Raw genomic sequence first — 15,976 nt, 5'->3', positions numbered from 1 at the left:
TCAATAGCCCATTTTCTGCGCGCGACTGCTGAAGAAGATGCCGCTCGGCGCGGTGGCGGGAAGGGTGCTCAGCTGCTTCAGGCTGTACGGATCCCAGACCTGAACCTGATCGCCATCGCGTAACGACAGCCACAACTGGTCGCCGCGCGCGGTGAATTCCATGTGCAGCACCGCCGGCCCCGGTCGCAGATCGGCGACTACGGCACGGGTTTCGGTGTCGATGACCTGGACCCGATCGTTGTCCGGGTAGGCGAAATTGACCCACAGTTGCCGACCGTCCGGCCGCGACGTGACGAACACCGGTTGACCGGCCACCGGGATGGCAGCGGTCTGCTGCCACGTGCGGGAATCCATCACCAGCACCTGATGACGGCCGACGGCGGGTACGAAGGCCTGGTTGTCGGCAACGGCCCAACCCTCCAGATGCGGCATCTTGTAGACGGGCAACTTCGCCTGGCCGCGTCCGTAATCACCGAGCACTCGCTGCACCCCGCGCTCGGGGTGCCAGAGGTCGAGTTGCGCCATGCCGTCTTCGCCGAACAGCCCAGCCATGTAATAGCGACCATCGGGGGTAATCAGCGCGTCGTAGGGTTGCTGGCCGATGCCGGTGAAGCGGCTGATCCGTGGCGTGCTGCCCTGACTGAAATCGGCGGTCCAGATCTCGCCGGTATCGAACAGGCTGAACACAAAACGCTGTCCGGGCGCGTCGACCAGGCCGACCACCCGTGAGCGTTTGCTGCCATCGGCGAGCGGTGTCGCGGGAATATCGGCCACCTGTTGCAGAGTGACGGCATCGAACACCTTTACGCCGCCGGGCACGTAGTTGGAGACTGCGATCAACTTGCCGTCCTGACTGATGGCGCCGCCGATGCTGTTGCCGCCCTGGATGACGCGATGGTCGATGCGTTGGGTCAGCAGGTCGATTTTGCTCAACCCGCCGTCGCGGCCGAACACATAGGCATAACGCTGGTCGCGGGAAAACACCACCGAGGCATGGGACAGATCGCCGAAGCCTTCGAGTCGGGCCAGTGCCGTGCGGGTATCGCTTTCGATGATTTGCACGCTGCCGGTGGTGCGCTCCACCACCACGCCCAGATCGCCGGTACCACGCAAAGGTGACAGAGCGCAGGCGGACAACAACAGCCCGGTCGCCGCTAAAAGCAGGGTTGAACGGATCATGGTGCGGGATATCCCTGGAGAAGAAGATCGACCAGCCAACGGATGTCGTCCGGGCTGAGCAACGGGGCCCAACCGGGCATCGCGGTGCCGGGGCGACCTTGGGTGACGGTGGCAATCAGGCTGTCGCGGGACTTGCCTGCCAGCGTTGCGCGCGTCAGGTCGGGACCCAGCCCGCCGGTCATGTGCAGTCCATGGCAGGCGCCGCAATCCTGGGCCAGCAGGTGCTCGAGTTGGGCCTGACGCTTGGCGTTCGGCGCCGCAACCGAGGTCGCGCAAAAAAGGAGGAGGGCCGCCAGAACCACTGCGTGTCGATGAACCATCATGGCGCCCTCCGTTGGCTATTTGAGACTCAGGACCCAAGTTGCAAGTGTCTTCGCTTCATCATCCGTCACCGGGTTGGCCGGCATTGGTATCGGGCCCCAGTTGCCTTGCGTACCGTTCTTGATGTGGTTGGCCAGGGTGTCCGTGGCACCGGCCACGCCAGCGTTCCGGGCGGCTACTTCCTTGAGTGCCGGGCCGACTAATTTAGTGTCGATGGAATGGCAGGCTGCACAGGGTTTGCTCTTGAACAGCTCCGGCGCGTCTTGGGCCACCACCGGTTGCAGGCTCAATGCGCCGGTCAGGGCGATCAGTGAAAGCAGGGTATTTTTCATGAGGATTCCTTTCATTGATGGAGCTCAATAAATGTCGTGTTGGGTGTTGTAGACGTTGAATTTTCCCGTGGGCGTGATCAGTCGTTTGTCCTTGATGACTGTTTTGAGCTTCAGGGTTTTGTCGTCGATCACCACCAGCGCCGATTCGTCCGACTGGCCGCTCCACACGGAGAACCAGACCTCGTCGCCAGCCTTGTTGTATTCCGGCTGCACGACCCGCATGGCGCCTTGCTTGATGCCGGCGTACTCGGCGATGGGCAGCACGGTGTAGCCGGCGTCGAGTTTGTCGAGGTTGAACACCGCCACCGACTGGCTCAGCTTGGCGTCCGGGTTGAGGGTGGTGTCGACATACAGGTGGCGCGAGTTGGGGTGGGTTTTGATGAACAACGAACCGCCGCCCTGGCCCTTGAGCGAGGCGACCTGTTTCCAGGCGTATTGCGGGTGTTTGGCCGGGTCGGTACCGATCAGCGAGATACCGTCGTCTCCCAGGTGGCTGGTGGCCCAGACCGGCCCGTAGACAGGATGATCAAAGTTGGCGCCACGACCCGGGTGAGGGGTTTTGCCGACGTCCACCAGGGCGGCCAACTTGCGATCCTTGGAGTCGATCACGGCGACTTTGTTGGAGTTGTTGGCGGCGGTCATGAAGTAGCGATGGGTGCTGTCCCAACCGCCGTCATGCAGGAAAGGGGCGGCATCGATGTAGGTGATGGTGAGGTTTTTGATGTCCTGGTAATTGACCAGCATGACCTTGCCGGTTTCCTTGACGTTGACGATGAACTCCGGCCATTCGTGGGAGGCGATGATCGCCGCGACCCGGGGTTCTGGGTGATATTCCTGCTTGTCGACAGTCATGCCGCGGGTCGAGACGATCTGTTTTGGCTCCAGGGTTTCGCCATCCATGATGGTGAATTGTGGTGGCCAATAGGAGCCGGCGACCGTGTATTTGTCTTCGTAACCCTTGAACTTGGAAGTCTCCACCGAGCGCGCCTCGATGCCCACTTTGACTTCGGCGACCTTGGTCGGCTCCACCGGCCACAGGTCGATCATGTCGATCCGGGCGTCTCGACCAATCACCAGCAGGTAGCGACCGGAGGCAGAAATGCGCGAGATGTGCACCGCGTAACCGGTCTCGATCAGCTTGACGATTTTCTTGCTGTCACCGTCGATCAGGGCAATCTTGCCGTCATCGCGTAACGTCACCGAAAACAGGTTCGGCAGATTGAGTTTGCTCAGTTGCTTCTTCGGACGATCCTCGGGCTTGACCAGCACTTTCCAGGTTTTCAGCGTCTCGGCCATGCCCCATTCCGGTGGCGTGGGCGGTGTGTGCTGAATGAACTTGGCCATGGCCGTGATCTGATCCTTGGTCAGTGCATTCGATGTTCCCCAGTTCGGCATGCCCGCTGGTGAACCGAAGGTAATCAACGCTTCCAGATACGGTTGGCCGCGAGACTGGGTGATGTCCGGCGTCAGTGGTTTACCCGTGGCGCCTTTGCGCAGCACGCCGTGGCAGCCGGCGCAGCGCTGGAAGTAGATTTCCTTGGACGCGTCGAACTCGGCCTGACTCATGTCGGGCGCTCCGGCGGTTTTGACCATCAGCGGGCTGGCCGCCGCAGCAGCAGCAGCAGCGGGCTCGTCGGCCCGGGCCGCATGAGTCACCGCAAGGGCCAGCGCCGAACACAGTGTGGCGACAGTCAGAGCAAACGTTTTTCTATTGCTGATCAGCATTCCATTTCTCCTCAGGCAAGACCTTTGCGATGTGCTGGAACGGCAGCGCAGAACGCAGGTTCTTAGTGCCGTGCAAGGCTATGCCCGAGCAGGCCAATGCTTGCTTGACCGCGATCAAGTTTGCCGGCCATGTCACTTGCCAGGTTGTCGCAGGCGCCCGTAGCGTGTGACTTGAATCCGCTTTTTGGAACAGACAGCCCATGGACCGAATCCAGTCTTGCGAACCCTTCTATCAACCGCTCAATAATGAGGAGGCGCTGTTCGAGCAAGCCTGGCGACACGGCATGCCGGTGCTGATCAAAGGCCCGACGGGGTGCGGCAAGACCCGTTTCGTCCAGCACATGGCCCATCGGCTGAAGCTGCCGCTGTACACCGTGGCGTGCCATGACGACCTGAGTGCCGCCGACCTGATTGGCCGTCATCTGATTGGCGCCCAAGGCACTTGGTGGCAGGACGGGCCGCTGACCCGCGCGGTGCGTGAAGGCGGCATTTGTTATCTGGACGAAGTGGTCGAGGCGCGGCAGGACACGGTGGTCGTACTGCACCCACTGGCCGATGATCGTCGCGAGTTGTTCCTGGAGCGCACCGGCGAAGTGTTGCAGGCGCCGTCCTCATTCATGCTGGTCGTGTCGTACAACCCCGGCTACCAGAACCTGCTCAAAGGCATGAAACCCAGCACCCGACAACGTTTCGTGGCGATGCGTTTCGGCTATCCGCCGGTGGCCGACGAAGAGCGTATTGTCAGCCGGGAAGCGCAGGTGGACAGCGCGCTGGCGGCGCAAGTGGTCAGGCTGGGGCAGGCCCTGCGAAGGCTGGATCAACATGATCTTGAGGAAGTCGCCTCGACACGGCTGCTGATTTTTACTGCGCGAATGATCCGCTCCGGCATGAGCCCGCGTGAAGCGTGCATGGCTTGCCTGGCCGAGCCGCTGAGCGATGATCCGCTGACGGTTGCGGCGCTGATGGGCGTGGTTGATGTCCACTTCGGCTGAGTCCAGGGGCGTTGCGCGTGGCCACCTGCCGGGCGATCTGGCGATGTGGTTTTTCATTTTGGCCGAGTTGTCGGTGTTCGCCATCCTGATTCTGGCGTTCGCCGTGACCCAGGCACTCAAGCCGCAGTTGTTCGGTGAAAGCCGTCAATTGCTCAACACCTCTACCGGCCTGGCGATGACCCTGAGCCTGCTCACCGCCGGGCTGTTCGCCGCGCTGGCTCAGGAGCAGGTCAGGCGTTCCCGGTCCCGCCACGGCGCCGTACTTCTGCTGGCCGCGTTGCTTGCCGGCAGCGTCTACGTGGTGTTGAAACTTACCGAATACCGGCACTTGCTGGCCTCGGGGCTGGGCATGGAGCACAACACGTTTTTCACCCTCTATTGGATCCTCACCGGTTTTCATTTTCTCCATGTATTGCTCGGCATGGTCATTCTCGGATGGCTGGCCGAGCGCTGCCGTCGAGGCCTGTACAACGCCGCCAACCGCAGCGGGTTTGAATCGGGCGTGCTGTATTGGCACATGGTCGATCTGATCTGGGTCGTGCTGTTTCCGCTGGTGTACGTGCTGAATTGACGGAGGTTCTGATGTCGGCTTCCAGGTTGTTGCTCGTCTGCTGGGCAGCGTTGGCCACATTAAGCGTGTGCACCGTTGTGTTGTCACAAGTCGGCGCGACGTGGCTGTTGTCCATTGCCATTTTGCTGGTGGCGGTTGGCAAGGCCTGGCTGATCACCGATGGCTTCATGGAGATGCGCCATGCGCCGCGATTGTGGCGCCGGTTGATGGTGAGCTGGGCGCTGGTGTTGGCGGCAGTAGTGGGGCTGACGCTGGCGTCGTTCCGCTAAGTCGTTATGCGAACCCTGTAGCAGCTGCCGAAGGCTGCGTTCGGCTGCGCAGCAGTCGTAAACCCTGCCTCCTCAATCATCCTGAAACACCGCGGCGTCTGACTTTGCGACTGCTTCGCAGCCGAACGCAGCCTTCGGCAGCTGCTACAGGTTGGCCCTGATACCCGACCAAAACCATCTGCCTTTCTTGATCGCCATCAAGCAGGTTTTACCCCCTCGCTTTCTATCATGGGCACGCCAAGCAAAGAGGAAGCGACCATGTCAGAGACCTTCACCAAAGGCATGGCCAGGAATATCTACTTTGGGGGAAGCGTCTTTTTCTTCCTGATATTCCTGGCCTTGACCTATCACACGGAACAGACCTTTCCAGTGCGCAGCAACGAAGCGCAGTTAACCGAATCAGTGATTCGCGGCAAGACGGTCTGGGAGCAAAACAACTGCGTCGGCTGCCACACGTTGCTGGGCGAGGGCGCCTACTTTGCGCCAGAGCTGGGCAACGTATTCCAGCGGCGCGGCGGGGAGGAGGGCTTTAAACCTTTTCTACATGCCTGGATGAAAATGCAGCCGCTGGGCGTACCGGGCCGACGAGCGATGCCGCAGTTCAAGTTGAGCGAGCAAGAGGTGGATGACATCGCCGAGTTCCTCAAATGGAGCTCGAACATCAACACCAATGGCTGGCCGCCAAACAAGGAGGGCTAAGAGATGAGCATCGCTAATCCGCATCTGAAATTCGCCTCGCAAGCCGTGGCCAAACCGTACTTCGTGTTTGCCCTGATGCTGTTTCTCGGTCAGGTGCTGTTCGGTTTGATCATGGGGGTGCAATACGTGATCGGAGACTTTCTGTTCCCGATCATTCCCTTCAACGTGGCGCGGATGGTGCACACCAATCTGCTGATCGTCTGGTTGCTGTTCGGCTTCATGGGCGCCGCCTATTACCTGATTCCGGAAGAGGCCGACCGCGAACTGCACAGCCCGAAGCTGGCGATCATTCTGTTCTGGGTATTCGCCGCTGCTGGTGTGCTGACGATTCTCGGCTATCTGCTGGTGCCTTATGCGGGCCTGGCCAAACTGACGCATAACGAGCTGCTGCCGACCATGGGCCGGGAGTTCCTGGAGCAGCCGACCATCACCAAGATGGGCATTGTGGTGGTGTGCCTGGGCTTTCTCTACAACATCGGCATGACCTTGCTCAAAGGTCGCAAGACCACCGTCAGCATGGTGATGATGACCGGGTTGATCGGCCTTGCGGTGTTCTTCCTGTTCTCCTTCTACAACCCCGGTAATCTGGCCCGCGACAAGTTCTACTGGTGGTGGGTGGTGCATCTTTGGGTGGAAGGCGTGTGGGAACTGATCATGGGCTCGATGCTCGCCTTCGTGCTGATCAAGATCACCGGTGTCGACCGGGAAGTCGTGGAGAAATGGCTCTACGTGATCATCGCCATGGCGCTGATTACCGGGATCATCGGCACCGGTCACCACTTCTTCTGGATCGGTGCGCCCGAGGTCTGGCTGTGGGTCGGCTCGATCTTCTCCGCATTCGAGCCGCTGCCGTTCCTGGCCATGGTGATCTTTGCCTTCAGCATGGTGAAGAACCGTCGTCGGCAACACCCGAACCGTGCCGCCACGCTGTGGGCCAAGGGCACCACGGTCACGGCGTTCTTCGGTGCGGGCGTCTGGGGCTTTCTGCATACCCTGGCGCCGGTCAACTTCTACACCCATGGTTCGCAATTGACGGCAGCGCACGGTCACCTGGCTTTCTACGGTGCTTACGCGATGATCGTGATGACCTTGATCAGCTACGCCATGCCACGCCTGCGCGGGCTGGGTGAAGCGGGTGACGAGCGTTCACAGACCCTCGAAGTCTGGGGCTTCTGGTTAATGACCCTGTCGATGGTGATGATCACGCTGTTCCTCACCGCGGCCGGTGTCGTACAGGTTTACCTGCAACGCTGGCAGGCCGATGGGATCGCGTTGCCATTCATGGCCACGGTCGAACATCTGCAAGTGCTGTTCTGGGCGCGTCTGGGTGCTGGTATCGGCTTCTTCGCCGGGCTGCTCTGTTACCTGTTCAGCTTCAAGCAACGTGGCCGCGCAGCCTTGCGCGCTCCGGCGGCGGTTGTACCTTCATGATCGGGTGCAATGGCTAGGAAAAGGTCGGCCCGGCTGATACAGCGGGCCGTTTTTTGGTTCCAGCAAGGGCAAGCATCATGGCGTTTACCGTCGAACTGGAAGAGTGGGTAGGCAGTGTCTGGCATCGTTTCATCACCCGGCGCGCCAGCCCTGATTTCCCCGAAGCACGGGTTGAACTGGCCAGCCAGCAACGCCCGCTGGCGCTGTTGTTCCGCGCCATGGGCGGTGCCAATGGCGTCGGTGTGGAAGCGGCCAGCGACCGCGATCTGCTGCTGCGACGCAACGTGTTGCAGCAAATCGCCGGCACCTGCAAACAAGTGCCGCTGGCGTGGTGTGACGAGCGTAATTTACGGCTGCCATCGAGCCTGGCGGTGTTTCCCGAAGTGGCACTGAATGAGGAACTCTATCGCTGGCTCGCGTTGCTGGCGGCACAGGCCGGGCAGATGCGCCACTGGGGCCGGGACAATCAACGCTGGACGCAACAGCTGCTGCAACGCTATCCCGCGCTGCGTGTTCGTTACCAACGACTGGTCGATGCCCATCTGCAATTGCGCCCCGATCCGGCCTCGTTGAACGGCAGCGAAGCGGCACTGGAACGGGCGTTATGCCAGGCGTTGCGCGAGCCCGGCAGTGTCGAGCACTTCCCCCGTAGCGAACGGGCCGCGTGGCCGTTGCCGCTGTGGTTGTACCCGCCGCAAAATCTCGCTAGTCCCCAGGCTGCCGATCTGGGCGATGAGTCCGAAGAGTCTTTGACCACGCCACCCGGCGAGCAGAAAGGCGGGCGTAAGCGCGCGACGCGGATCGATGAAAGCACCCGTGAAGGCGGGTTGCTGGTGGTGCGTCTGGAGAACCTGTTCAGCTGGACCGAGCACGTGGACCTGGATCGCTGGTCGGATGACAGCGAAGACCCGGACGCTGCCCGAGTCGCCGACGACCTGGATGAGTTGACGCTGTCGCGCACACGCCTGCGCAAGGGTGGCGGTCTCAAGCTGCATCTGGATTTACCACCGGCCGATGTCGACGATATTCCCCTCGGCGAGGGCATCAAGTTGCCGGAGTGGGACTATCGCAAACAACGGATGCAGGACAGCTTCGTCAACCTGCAAATGCTGGTGCCCCGCGACTGTGAGGCGCAGCCGCTGCCGCTACGCCTGAAGGCCTCGGCGCACCGTTTGCGGCGTCAGTTCGAGCACCTGCGCAATGATCGTCAATGGTTACGCCAACAACCTCAGGGATCAGAGCTGGACATGCAGGCCTGGCTGGATTTTCACGTTGATCGCGAGCATGGCCAGTGCGCCGAACGCGGTTTGTTCATGGAGCAGCGGCAGACTCGCCGCGACCTGGCGTGCCTGTTGCTGGCCGACGTGTCGATGTCCACTGACGCCCACCTGAACGATCAGCATCGTGTCATCGACGTGATCCGCGACAGCCTGCTGCTGTTCGGCGAAACCTTGTCGGTGCTGGGTGATGATTTCGCCCTGTACGGGTTTTCCTCGTTGCGTCGTCAGCAAGTGCGCATGCAGGAACTCAAGTCGTTCATCCAGCGTTATGACGACACCACCCGAGGTCGTATTCAAGGTCTCAAACCGGGGTATTACACACGCATGGGGGCTGCCATTCGCCAGGCCACGCAACTATTGGGCACGAGCAAGCGGCGCAGCAAACTGTTGCTGCTGCTGACGGATGGCAAACCGAATGATCTGGATCTGTATGAAGGGCGCTACGGTGTTGAAGATACTCGCGAGGCGGTGCTGGAGGCACGGCGTCAGGGGCTGACGCCGTTCTGTATCACGATCGATCGCGAGGCCGGGGATTACCTGCCGTACATGTTCGGCGCCAATGGCTACACCTTGATCCGCCAGCCCGAACAACTGCCCCTGCGCTTGCCGCAGTTGTACCGCCAGCTGACCCAACTGTGATGTCCTTGACCACCTGCGTCCCTGTAGCAGCTGCCGAAGGCTGCGTTCGGCTGCGCAGCAGTCGCAAAACCATACAACGCGGTGTTTCAGTCGTACCGTGGGCTCAGGATTTACGACTGCTGCGCAGCCGAACGCAGGCTGCGCCAGCTGCTACAGGGATATGTGCGATCTTCAGCTGCGCGGCAGCCAGAAAAACATCACCACGCAAAAGACCGTCAGGCCAACGCAGAACCACATGAATCGGCGCTGCCGACGTTCCCCGGCGTGTTCAGCCAGTGCCGGCAGGGGCATGCCGCATTGGTGGCACTCGGTTTCTTGTGAAGGGTTGGCATGTTGGCAATACAGGCAGAGGGGCATGGCACTCACTCGAACTGTTCCAGGCGCAGACGATCAAGAATGGCGATCTGACGGCCGTCCTGAGTGATGATGTTTTCATCGATCAAGCGGCGGATGATTCGCGAAAAGGTTTCTGGCTGGATCGACAGATGCCCGGCAATCAGTTGCTTGGCCATCGGCAGTTCGAATTGGCAGTCAACGGTTTGCTGGCGCACCAGTTGCGTCAGCAGATAACGCACGACCCGGTGGGTGGCGTTTTTCAGCGACAGGGTTTCGATTTCGTTGACCCGTTGATGTAAGCGAACGCAGAGCTTGCCCAGTAGTGCGAAGGTCAACCGACTATTGCTCTGCAGCAGGCGCATGTAGGTGCTGTTGGATAAACGATAGAGCTGGGTGGGGCAGATCGCTTCGGCCGAGGCCACATAGTTTGGGGTGTCCATCAGCATCATCGCCTCGGCGAAGGTTTGCCGCTCGCTGATGACCTCGAACACTTTCTCCTGCCCATCCGGTGTCAGCCGGTAGATTTTTACCGCGCCGGCAATCACGAAGTAGAACGCATCGGCTGGCTCCCCCTGACGGAACAACGGCTCGCCTTTGTCGATGCTCAGCAATTGGCTGGTACTCATCAATTCGTCCAGCTGTTCTTCGTTCAACGGCTCGAACAGATGATGACTGCGCAGAATCTGGTGATGGACGCGGTGAAGCACCATGAGAATTCATCCTGAAGATTGAGAAGGGGGGGGCTGGTGATCAAGTCAGACGAGGCCCAGGGAAACGCCACTGGCCACGGCCAGGATTGAGGTCAACACCACGAACCAGGCCAGTGGCTGGATGACTTTTTTCATGACGACTCCTGGGATCGGTTTGTTTGATTTCCACAAGCTTGAGCAAGACATGGGCCAGGCTTGGAGGCCTTTATTTAGCGGGGTTCTCAGGCGTGAGGGTAAAAAAGACCCTGAGGATTAGGGTGAAAATAACCCTTTAATGGTCATTTGTACCCTGATCCGGAATGCCCTGTGGCGAGGGAGCTTGCTCCCGCTGGAGTGCGAAGCACTCCCAACATCGATCTACGCGGTATGTCTGATAGAACGCATTCGCCGGTTTTACGGCTGCTGCGCACCCGAGCGGGAGCAAGCTCCCTCGCCACAGGAATACGAGAAAGCATCAGGGCACGCCCCTTGCACACTTGATCTGCGACAACGGCAATGGATCGGTAATACCCGATGATTGCCCCTGGATTTACCTCGGCGCCTGCGGGTTGGTGTCAGGTCAGCAACAAGGTAGAGGAGTGGTTTTATGCAAGTGCTTGACCGCCGTAAAGCGATGGCAATCACGCCGCTGTTTCGGCTGGCCTTTCGGCCATTTTTCCTCGCCGGTTGCCTTTTGGCAGTGCTGGTCATTCCGCTCTGGCTGGCGGCCTTCAGTGGTTCGATTTCCAACTGGCAGCCGGCGGGCGGTTGGCTGGGCTGGCATCGGCATGAATTGCTGTTCGGGTTCGGGTTGGCGATTATCGCGGGCTTTCTGTTGACGGCGGTGCAGACCTGGACCGGTCGCCCCGGCCTCAGCAGCAAACCGTTGGCCGCGCTGGCGTTGCTGTGGTTGTTGGCGCGGGTGGCCTGGCTGGCCAATGCGCCATGGCCGTTGCTCGCCGTGCTGGAACTGGCGTTCCCGTTGGCGGTGGCGGTACTCATGGGCTTCACCTTGTGGAAAGTGCGGCAGAAACGTAACTACCCGATTGTGGTGGTCTTGATGTTATTGGCCTTGGCTGACGGGTTGTCTCTGTACGGCCTGGTCGAGGGGCACGAAGGCTGGCAACGCCAGGGCGTGCTGAGCGGCCTCTGGCTGGTGGCGGCGATGATGGGGTTGATCGGCGGGCGGGTCATTCCGTTCTTCACCCAGCGCGGCCTTGGTCGGGTTGAAGGCGTTGCCGCCTGGCCCTGGCTGGATCGCCTGCTGTTGGTCGGTTCGCCGCTGGTGGCGTTGTTGTATGCCGCAGGACCGGCGCTCAACCCCAATGTCTGGGTGGGCCTGCTGTTCGCGGTGCTGGCGGCAGGGCATCTGGTGCGCCTGGTGCGCTGGCATGACCGGGCACTCTGGCGCGTGCCGTTGTTGTGGTCGCTGCATCTGGCCTATGGCTGGCTGGCGGTGGCGTGTCTCGGGATGGCGCTGTGGCATTTCGGTGTGCCGATCAACCCGAGTCTGGCGGTGCATTGCCTGACCATCGGGGCCATGGCTGGCCTGGTGCTGGCGATGATCGCGCGGGTCAGCCTCGGCCACACCGGTCGCCCCCTGGAACCGCCATCGGGCATGACCCTGGCGTTCATTCTGCTCAACCTGGCGTGTCTGAGCCGGGTGGTGTTGATCCTGTTTTTCCCCTTGGCCGCATTGTGGTTGGCGGGCCTGTGCTGGGCGCTGGCGTTTGCACTGTATGCCTGGCGCTATGGGCCGATGCTGTTGCGGGCCCGGGTCGACGGTCATCCAGGATGAATACGCGAATGAATGGAGGCAGCCGCTGATGTATCCCTTTTTACTGGTCACGCATTTGCTGGCGGCAATCGCCTTCATTGGCACGCTGTTTTTCGAGGTGGTCATCTGGCATCGCGCCCGCCAGCCGTTGACGGAGATTGCGCAAGTGACGGCGGATCAGGCGATTGCCCTGCGTTCGCGTAAGGTTCTGCACGGCGTGGTGTTGCTGTTGTATGGCGCCGGCATCGGTTTGGCGTGGCAGTACCGTGGCGCATTGAGTCAGCCGCTGGCCAGCAGTTTTGGTACGTTGCTGAGCCTGAAAATCCTGTTGGCCTTGAGCATCATTGGTCATTACTTGCTGCTGGCCTATTGGCTGACCCACGGGCGCCTGACCGCGACCCGCGCAAGCTGGATTCGCCGCAGCATTCTCGGGCACATGGTGTTGATCGTGATCCTGGCCAAGGCCATGTTCTATTGGCACGGCTGATCGCAATACGTCCCTCATAAACAAAACCCGCGTCATCCGGTTGGATGGCGCGGGTTGGGGGGGGCCGGTAATCGATCAATGGCGGGGGTTCAGGGCATTAATGAACAGCACGTTGTTTTCCAGGTGGATGTGTTGCATCAGGTCGTCTTTGAACTCCAGCAGCCCACGGTAGAGCGCACGCCAGGTGTTACAGGCATCGGCGGGCGGGATGATGTGATTGGTCAGGGCGAGCATCTTCTCCAGCGCTTCACCATGTTGATCGTGTTCGAAACGCAGCACCTGGATCGGCGGTGCGGCCTGAGGGCCAACGCCTTGTTGCAACATCGGGAAGAGCACTTGTTCTTCCTTGAGCATGTGGCCTTCGAGTTCCTGCTGCATGTCTGTCAGCAGATCGGCCAGGCCGTTGGGGCAACTGCTGCGCGCGCCATGGACCTGCTCGACGCGGCGAGCCAGTCGGATCAGCTCCGGCAGTTGCTCGCGGTGGCGGGCGTGGTAGCGCGTCAGAAGGTGGGCGATCAGCAGTTCCGACGGTTCGTTGCGCCAGTCGTGCTGGGTTTCGCCGGCGTCTTGCAGAATCTGCAGGGCGTCGGCAATGAGGACCGGATCGAGGTTTTTGCCAAGGGCCGCTTCACGCAGGCTTTTATGCCCGCCGCAACAGAAGTCCAGTTTGAAGGTGTGAAAGATCCGGGTGGCACCGGGAATGTCGCAGGCCAGTTGGCCGAGGCTTTGTTCCAATAGGGGCTGGCTCATCAGGGTTCCTTGTTTGGGTTTCAACGGTTCCCCAGGCTCATTGCACCCGGCATGCCATTTTTAACGTATTGAAAAACATGGATTAATTTTTAGTTGTGGTGATATTCACCCTGATGCTTCAGGGTAAATACAACCATAGAGGGTGATGACTACCATGCTGCGAGAAAGCCTGGCGGCCGACCTGATCGTCGAGTTGCCCAATGCCGTGCGGTTGCAACGACTGGTCCAGACCCTGCGCGAATACTTCAACAGTGGCGCCGTGGGCTTGCTGCGTCTGGATGACGACAGCCTCAGGCCCGTTGCAACGGTGGGGCTGGTTCATGAAGCGTTGGGGCGCCGGTTCGTCATTGCCCAGCATCCTCGGCTGGCGGCAATCATGGCGTCGCGCGAGCCGACCTGGTTCGAGCCCGACAGCCGCCTGCCGGACCCCTACGACGGCTTGCTCGACAACCATGTCGGCGAACCGCTGCCGGTGCATGACTGCATGGGCGTGAGCCTCTATGTCGAGGGGCGGATCTGGGGCGCGATCACCCTCGATGCGCTGCACGCCGGGACCTTTGACAACCGGGCGCGGGAAGAACTCAAGCGTTGCACTTTGCAGATCGAAGCCGCCGTGCGGGTCACCCGCCTGGAGCAGGAAAACCGCAGCTTGCGCCTGTCCCGCAGCGATCCTCAGGACTTGCGCGTGCCCGTCGGAGAAGGCGAGATCCTTGGGCAAAGTGAGGTGTTGCATCAGTTGCTCAATGAGCTGGATGTACTGGCCGATTCCGATCTGCCGGTATTGCTGCTGGGCGAGACCGGCGTCGGCAAAGAGCTGTTCGCACGGCGCTTGCATCGTCTTTCAAGGCGCCACCACAAACCGCTGATACAGGTTAACTGCGCAGCCTTGCCGGAGTCGCTGGCAGAGAGTGAGTTGTTCGGGCATGTCAAAGGCGCCTTTTCCGGTGCTACGAGTGACCGTGCCGGACGCTTCGACGCCGCCAACGGTGGCACGCTGTTTCTCGATGAAGTCGGGGAGTTGCCCTTGAGTGTGCAAGCGAAATTGCTGCGCACCCTGCAAAACGGCGAGATCCAGCGCCTGGGCGCCGACAAGCCGTTGCACGTCGATGTGCGCATCATCGCCGCCACCAATCGGCACCTGCCGGACAGCATCCGCGATGGCTTGTTTCGCGCCGATCTGTATCACCGCCTCTCGGTGTACCCGGTGCCGATTCCAGCGCTGCGCGAGCGTGGTCACGATGTGTTGATGCTGGCCGGGCATTTTCTGGAGCTCAATCGGGCGCGGCTCGGCCTGCGAGGTTTGCGTTTGTCGCCGGCGGCGGAGCGAGCCTTGCTGGCATACACCTGGCCGGGCAATGTGCGCGAACTGGAGCACGTCATCAGTCGGGCCGCATTGAAGCAGCTCAGTCGCGGGACGAGTCGCACATCGATCATGACGCTGGAGCCAGAGGTTCTCGATCTCGACAGCCCGGTGGCAGCATCGGGGGCAGAGGTCGAGCCATCCCGGGACATTACGGCTGATCTGCCGTTCCTGCCCTTGGGCGAAGCCGTCGACGATTACCAGCGCAAGAAGATCCTCGAGGCCCTGAGCCTGTCCGGGGACAACTGGGCCAGCGCCGCGCGGATGCTGGAAGTCGACCCCAGCAATTTGCACAAACTGGCGCGGCGCCTGCGTCTGAAGTAGGTCAGGGCGCTGCCGTGTCGACGCTCGGTGTTGATGGCGGTCAAGGTGGTATCGCGCAGTGCCTCGCACACTGCGCAAAACCTTCCGGAGATCACCGTCATGCCCCTGTCCCTGGCCCAAATGCGCCGTAACTACACCCTTAATGGCCTGCAAGATGAGGCAGCGCTGGACGATCCACTGGCGATGTTCCGGCAATGGCTGCAACAGGCCCGCGACACCGAGTGCGCACCTGTCGAGGCCAATAGCATGGTGCTGGCGACGGTCGATGATGAAGGGCGGCCGCACTGCCGTGTGCTGTTGCTCAAAGGCTTGAGCGATGAAGGTTTTACTTTTTTCGGCAATTATCAGAGCGACAAGGGGCGGCAACTGGCCGCCAATCCCTATGCCGCCATGACGTTTTTCTGGCCGGGGCTGGAGCGTCAAGTGCGCATCGAAGGCCGGGTGTCCAGGCTCGACCCGCAACTCTCGGATGCATACTTCGATTCCCGCTCGATGGCTAGTCGCCTGGGCGCCTGGGCTTCACCGCAAAGCCGTCCGTTGGCCAGTCGTGCTGCGCTGGAGTCGATGTTGGCGCAGACCATCAAGCGCTTCGTTGGCCAGACCGTTTCGCGTCCCGAGCATTGGGGTGGCTACTGCCTGCACCCTGAACGTCTGGAGTTCTGGCAGGGCCGTGCCGACCGCTTGCATGACCGTCTCGATTACCGGTTGCGAGATGGTGCATGGCTACGGCGCCGCTTGGCGCCTTGAGCGACGAGTAAGTTCCCCCGTAGCAGCCTGCGGCAGCTGCTACGGGCTTGAGTCCCCCATTAATCCAT

At 60.8% G+C, this 15,976-nt stretch carries 18 protein-coding genes; 10 read left to right on the top strand and 8 right to left on the bottom strand.

What is annotated here, in order from left to right:
- Genes AC07VO_RS06120 through AC07VO_RS06100 form a run of 5 tightly spaced genes read right to left on the bottom strand, consistent with a single transcriptional unit; the run spans nucleotide 1 to nucleotide 3,759 of the window.
- Nucleotides 1–1,179 (bottom strand): cytochrome D1 domain-containing protein, encoded by a 1,179-nt coding sequence (locus AC07VO_RS06120; protein WP_192351164.1) that lies wholly within the window; start codon nucleotides 1,177–1,179, stop codon nucleotides 1–3.
- Entirely contained in the window at nucleotides 1,176–1,502 is a 327-nt protein-coding gene (locus AC07VO_RS06115) for a c-type cytochrome (protein WP_018927781.1), read from the bottom strand. Before AC07VO_RS06115 ends, AC07VO_RS06120 begins: the two co-directional genes overlap by 4 nt.
- Nucleotides 1,503–1,517: 15 nt before the next feature.
- Nucleotides 1,518–1,832 carry a c-type cytochrome gene (locus tag AC07VO_RS06110; protein WP_192351166.1) on the bottom strand — a complete coding sequence of 105 codons (315 nt, stop codon included), beginning with the start codon at nucleotides 1,830–1,832 and terminating at the stop codon, nucleotides 1,518–1,520.
- Nucleotides 1,833–1,856: 24 nt separating this feature from the next.
- The gene (locus AC07VO_RS06105) at nucleotides 1,857–3,557 is read right to left on the bottom strand and encodes a cytochrome D1 domain-containing protein (protein WP_495007490.1); all 1,701 of its coding nucleotides are present in this window, start codon (nucleotides 3,555–3,557) and stop codon (nucleotides 1,857–1,859) included.
- On the bottom strand, nucleotides 3,541–3,759 hold the full coding sequence (locus AC07VO_RS06100; protein WP_064617208.1) for a hypothetical protein: 219 nt from the start codon (nucleotides 3,757–3,759) through the stop codon (nucleotides 3,541–3,543). The genes AC07VO_RS06105 and AC07VO_RS06100 overlap by 17 nt, the downstream gene beginning before the upstream one ends.
- Before the next feature lie 7 nt (nucleotides 3,760–3,766).
- Here AC07VO_RS06100 and AC07VO_RS06095 point away from each other — a divergent pair, with 7 nt between their 5' ends.
- From AC07VO_RS06095 to AC07VO_RS06070, 6 genes are all read left to right on the top strand, one after another.
- On the top strand, nucleotides 3,767–4,549 hold the full coding sequence (locus tag AC07VO_RS06095) for a CbbQ/NirQ/NorQ/GpvN family protein (protein WP_370695265.1): 783 nt from the start codon (nucleotides 3,767–3,769) through the stop codon (nucleotides 4,547–4,549).
- Complete coding sequence (locus AC07VO_RS06090) at nucleotides 4,533–5,120, top strand: cytochrome c oxidase subunit 3 (protein ID WP_064617213.1); 588 nt, start codon at nucleotides 4,533–4,535, stop codon at nucleotides 5,118–5,120. The genes AC07VO_RS06095 and AC07VO_RS06090 overlap by 17 nt, the downstream gene beginning before the upstream one ends.
- An 11-nt stretch (nucleotides 5,121–5,131) precedes the next feature.
- Nucleotides 5,132–5,389, top strand: a complete 258-nt coding sequence (locus tag AC07VO_RS06085) for a cytochrome C oxidase subunit IV family protein (RefSeq protein WP_064617215.1) — start codon at nucleotides 5,132–5,134, stop codon at nucleotides 5,387–5,389.
- 258 nt (nucleotides 5,390–5,647) lie between these two features.
- Nucleotides 5,648–6,088, top strand: a complete 441-nt coding sequence (locus AC07VO_RS06080) for a c-type cytochrome (protein ID WP_018927787.1) — start codon at nucleotides 5,648–5,650, stop codon at nucleotides 6,086–6,088.
- Between the two features lie 3 nt (nucleotides 6,089–6,091).
- Entirely contained in the window at nucleotides 6,092–7,519 is a 1,428-nt protein-coding gene (locus AC07VO_RS06075) for a cbb3-type cytochrome c oxidase subunit I (protein ID WP_018927788.1), read from the top strand.
- A 77-nt stretch (nucleotides 7,520–7,596) separates the two neighbouring features.
- On the top strand, nucleotides 7,597–9,438 hold the full coding sequence (locus AC07VO_RS06070; RefSeq protein WP_192351170.1) for a nitric oxide reductase activation protein NorD: 1,842 nt from the start codon (nucleotides 7,597–7,599) through the stop codon (nucleotides 9,436–9,438).
- Nucleotides 9,439–9,609: 171 nt separating this feature from the next.
- Here the strand turns inward: AC07VO_RS06070 and AC07VO_RS06065 are convergent, their stop codons facing one another.
- Together AC07VO_RS06065 and AC07VO_RS06060 are read right to left on the bottom strand one after the other, a co-directional pair.
- Nucleotides 9,610–9,804, bottom strand: coding sequence for a protein DnrP (locus tag AC07VO_RS06065; RefSeq protein ID WP_192351172.1), 195 nt, complete (start codon nucleotides 9,802–9,804; stop codon nucleotides 9,610–9,612).
- Nucleotides 9,801–10,484, bottom strand: a complete 684-nt coding sequence (locus AC07VO_RS06060) for a Crp/Fnr family transcriptional regulator (protein WP_018927791.1) — start codon at nucleotides 10,482–10,484, stop codon at nucleotides 9,801–9,803. The genes AC07VO_RS06065 and AC07VO_RS06060 overlap by 4 nt, the downstream gene beginning before the upstream one ends.
- Before the next feature lie 586 nt (nucleotides 10,485–11,070).
- Between AC07VO_RS06060 and AC07VO_RS06055 the strand changes: the two genes are divergently transcribed.
- On the top strand, nucleotides 11,071–12,261 hold the full coding sequence (locus AC07VO_RS06055; RefSeq protein WP_018927794.1) for an NnrS family protein: 1,191 nt from the start codon (nucleotides 11,071–11,073) through the stop codon (nucleotides 12,259–12,261).
- A 28-nt stretch (nucleotides 12,262–12,289) separates the two neighbouring features.
- A complete protein-coding gene (locus tag AC07VO_RS06050) occupies nucleotides 12,290–12,727 on the top strand; it encodes a membrane protein (RefSeq protein WP_018927795.1) in 438 nt (145 codons plus the stop codon).
- Between the two features lie 75 nt (nucleotides 12,728–12,802).
- Here the strand turns inward: AC07VO_RS06050 and ytfE are convergent, their stop codons facing one another.
- The gene (gene ytfE, locus AC07VO_RS06045) at nucleotides 12,803–13,477 is read right to left on the bottom strand and encodes an iron-sulfur cluster repair protein YtfE (RefSeq protein ID WP_028940883.1); all 675 of its coding nucleotides are present in this window, start codon (nucleotides 13,475–13,477) and stop codon (nucleotides 12,803–12,805) included.
- 154 nt (nucleotides 13,478–13,631) lie between these two features.
- On the opposite strand from ytfE, the gene norR reads away from it, so the two are divergent.
- Both norR and pdxH read left to right on the top strand, forming a co-directional pair.
- A complete protein-coding gene (gene norR / locus AC07VO_RS06040; RefSeq protein WP_192351312.1) occupies nucleotides 13,632–15,161 on the top strand; it encodes a nitric oxide reductase transcriptional regulator NorR in 1,530 nt (509 codons plus the stop codon).
- Nucleotides 15,162–15,260: 99 nt separating this feature from the next.
- Nucleotides 15,261–15,908, top strand: a complete 648-nt coding sequence (pdxH, locus tag AC07VO_RS06035) for a pyridoxamine 5'-phosphate oxidase (RefSeq protein WP_192351174.1) — start codon at nucleotides 15,261–15,263, stop codon at nucleotides 15,906–15,908.
- Nucleotides 15,909–15,976 lie beyond the last annotated feature (68 nt).

This window comes from Pseudomonas sp. GW821-FHT03E01, from assembly GCF_059420765.1.
Note: the sequence above shows the minus strand (reverse complement) of the source record. Positions and strands in the feature narration are given on the sequence as shown.

What these genes read in the sequence shown, in the direction of transcription:
- AC07VO_RS06090 (WP_064617213.1), top strand. Translation starts at nt 4,533, where the DNA reads ATGTCCACTTCGGCTGAGTCCAGGGGCGTTGCGCGTGGCCACCTGCCG.
- AC07VO_RS06075 (WP_018927788.1), top strand. Translation starts at nt 6,092, where the DNA reads ATGAGCATCGCTAATCCGCATCTGAAATTCGCCTCGCAAGCCGTGGCC.
- AC07VO_RS06110 (WP_192351166.1), bottom strand. Translation starts at nt 1,832, where the DNA reads ATGAAAAATACCCTGCTTTCACTGATCGCCCTGACCGGCGCATTGAGC.
- AC07VO_RS06105 (WP_495007490.1), bottom strand. Translation starts at nt 3,557, where the DNA reads ATGCTGATCAGCAATAGAAAAACGTTTGCTCTGACTGTCGCCACACTG.
- AC07VO_RS06085 (WP_064617215.1), top strand. Translation starts at nt 5,132, where the DNA reads ATGTCGGCTTCCAGGTTGTTGCTCGTCTGCTGGGCAGCGTTGGCCACA.
- AC07VO_RS06100 (WP_064617208.1), bottom strand. Translation starts at nt 3,759, where the DNA reads ATGGGCTGTCTGTTCCAAAAAGCGGATTCAAGTCACACGCTACGGGCG.
- norR (WP_192351312.1), top strand. Translation starts at nt 13,632, where the DNA reads ATGCTGCGAGAAAGCCTGGCGGCCGACCTGATCGTCGAGTTGCCCAAT.
- AC07VO_RS06055 (WP_018927794.1), top strand. Translation starts at nt 11,071, where the DNA reads ATGCAAGTGCTTGACCGCCGTAAAGCGATGGCAATCACGCCGCTGTTT.
- AC07VO_RS06115 (WP_018927781.1), bottom strand. Translation starts at nt 1,502, where the DNA reads ATGATGGTTCATCGACACGCAGTGGTTCTGGCGGCCCTCCTCCTTTTT.
- AC07VO_RS06050 (WP_018927795.1), top strand. Translation starts at nt 12,290, where the DNA reads ATGTATCCCTTTTTACTGGTCACGCATTTGCTGGCGGCAATCGCCTTC.
- AC07VO_RS06080 (WP_018927787.1), top strand. Translation starts at nt 5,648, where the DNA reads ATGTCAGAGACCTTCACCAAAGGCATGGCCAGGAATATCTACTTTGGG.
- ytfE (WP_028940883.1), bottom strand. Translation starts at nt 13,477, where the DNA reads ATGAGCCAGCCCCTATTGGAACAAAGCCTCGGCCAACTGGCCTGCGAC.
- pdxH (WP_192351174.1), top strand. Translation starts at nt 15,261, where the DNA reads ATGCCCCTGTCCCTGGCCCAAATGCGCCGTAACTACACCCTTAATGGC.
- AC07VO_RS06060 (WP_018927791.1), bottom strand. Translation starts at nt 10,484, where the DNA reads ATGGTGCTTCACCGCGTCCATCACCAGATTCTGCGCAGTCATCATCTG.
- AC07VO_RS06070 (WP_192351170.1), top strand. Translation starts at nt 7,597, where the DNA reads ATGGCGTTTACCGTCGAACTGGAAGAGTGGGTAGGCAGTGTCTGGCAT.
- AC07VO_RS06120 (WP_192351164.1), bottom strand. Translation starts at nt 1,179, where the DNA reads ATGATCCGTTCAACCCTGCTTTTAGCGGCGACCGGGCTGTTGTTGTCC.